This is a genomic window from Microvirga sp. P4_G7, assembly GCF_056401005.1.
This window is the reverse complement of record NZ_JBFUKD010000646.1, coordinates 1-2,090: the sequence shown is the minus strand read 5'-3', so window position 1 is coordinate 2,090 and position 2,090 is coordinate 1. Positions and strand designations below refer to the sequence as shown.

2 protein-coding genes and 1 pseudogene are annotated in these 2,090 nt (G+C 64.0%); 1 reads left to right on the top strand and 2 read right to left on the bottom strand.

All coding sequences use genetic code 11. The annotated features are described in order from the left end of the window. Nucleotides 1-344 (top strand): annotated as a pseudogene (locus tag AC1DT3_RS19050) (hypothetical protein); the annotation flags it as partial. 76 nt (nucleotides 345-420) lie between these two features. Here the strand turns inward: AC1DT3_RS19050 and rpsD are convergent. Further along, nucleotides 421-1,038 (bottom strand): 30S ribosomal protein S4, encoded by a 618-nt coding sequence (rpsD, locus tag AC1DT3_RS19045; RefSeq protein ID WP_477466787.1) that lies wholly within the window; start codon nucleotides 1,036-1,038, stop codon nucleotides 421-423. Nucleotides 1,039-1,240: 202 nt separating this feature from the next. Then, on the bottom strand, nucleotides 1,241-2,090 hold an 850-nt coding region (locus AC1DT3_RS19040; protein WP_477466786.1), incomplete at its 5' end, for an efflux RND transporter permease subunit.

The following is a 2,090-nucleotide window of genomic DNA, read 5'->3' as shown; positions in this document are numbered from 1 at the left end:
GGCCGCCGGTCGAGCAGGCCTTGCGCGATCAAGCCGCAGGCCGTGCGCAGCGCATGGAGGAGTTCAGAGCACGGCGTGGCGAGCGCCGCGAACGCCCGGACATGATGACCATGCTGGAACGCCGCTCCGCCTTCGAGACCCAGCAGGCGGATAGCCTCAAGAAGCTGACCGATGCGCTGAAGCCTCTCTGGGCCTCTCTCGACGACAGCCAGAAGAAGCTGCTCCCGATCCTCATGCGCCCGGCCGCCGGACCGCATATGCGCCATCGGCGCGATGCTCGGATGGGCCACGGCCCCGGGCGGGGAATGGGCGAACACGGCAAGCCTGCACCGCAGGCGCAATAGTCCCGGCGCCGCGGAACATGCGACAATAAAAAAGGCCGCCCGGTGGGCGGCCTTTTCGTTGGGTTCGTCGCGGCAATTAGCGCGAATAGAACTCGATGACGAGGTTGGGTTCCATCTGAACCGCATACGGCACCTCGGAGAGGGTCGGAATGYGGGTCATCTTGGCGGTCATCTTGGAGTGATCGACCTCGATGTAGTCAGGAACGTCGCGCTCGGCGAGCTGGCTTGCGACCAGGACGATTTCGAGCTGCTTGGAAGTTTCCTTGACCTCGATGACGTCCCCGGCCTTGACCTGGTAGCTCGAGATGTTCACGCGGCGGCCATTGACCTTGACGTGACCGTGATTCACGAACTGGCGCGCTGCGAACGGGGTCGCAACGAACTTCGAGCGGTACACGACCGCGTCGAGACGGCGCTCGAGCAGACCGACCAGGTTCTCACCCGAGTCGCCCTTGAGGCGGATCGCTTCGGCGTAGTAGCGGCGGAACTGCTTCTCGGTGATGTTGGCGTAGTAGCCCTTGAGCTTCTGCTTGGCGCGCAGCTGCGTGCCGAAGTCGGACATCTTGCCCTTGCGGCGCTGACCGTGCTGGCCGGGGCCGTATTCGCGGCGATTGACGGGGCTCTTAGGGCGACCCCAGATATTCTGACCCATGCGGCGGTCAAGCTTATGCTTGGCCTGAATGCGCTTCGACATCGCTGTTCCTCTTGTTGTCGAATGAGCGAGGAACGCGCCCTCCTCTTCCCTTGCGGGACGACAGGCCGACCGAAGCCGGGCCACGGGTGCGTAAATAGCCAACGCGGCCCCAAAGGACCGCGCGACGAAGGGCTGACTAGGGGAAATGAGGGGAAGAGTCAACAAATCCCGGCATGTGAGGCCGTGAAAGGCCTGCCCGACGTCATTCCGCCGGCCGGGAAACGGCCTCCGCCTTCCCTTCCTTGGTCGGCTCCCTGCCCCGCCAGGACCGCACGGCCAAAGCCAGCCGGTCCAGATAAATGTAGACGACCGGGGTCGTAAACAGGGTCAGCGCCTGACTGACGATCAGGCCGCCGACCATGGCATAGCCGAGGGGCTGGCGGATTTCGGACCCGACCCCGTGGCCGAGCATCAGCGGCACGCCGCCCAGCATCGCCGCCATGGTGGTCATCATGATCGGGCGGAACCGCAGCAACGCGGCCTTCCGGATGGCGTCCTGGCTCGAAAGGTTCTCGTTCCGCTCCGCGTGGAGCGCGAAATCCACCATCATGATGCCGTTCTTCTTCACGATGCCGATCAGCAGGATCAGCCCGATGAAGGCGATCAAGCTGAATTCGATCTTGAACAGCATCAGCGTCGCGAGCGCGCCGAGACCGGCGGACGGAAGCGTCGASAGGATGGTGATCGGGTGGATGTAGCTCTCRTAGAGAATACCCAGGATCAGATAGACCACCACGAGCGCGGCGATGATGAGCAATGGCAGGGTCGAGAGGCTCGCCTGGAAGGCCTGCGCATTGCCCTGGAACGTTCCGACCAGAGCGGCCGGCACGTTGAGTTCGCGCGTCGCCTGTTGGATCGCAGCCGTCGCGTCCCCCAGCGCGACGCCCTCGCCGAGGTTGAAGCTGATCGTCACCGCGGGAAACTGGCCTTGGTGATTGACCGACAGAGGCGCGATCTTGCGCGTCGTCCATTTCGTGAAGGTCGATAGCGGCACCTGCTGCCCGGTCAGCGGCGACGTGAGATAGATGCGGTCGAGGGTCTGCGTGTCACCC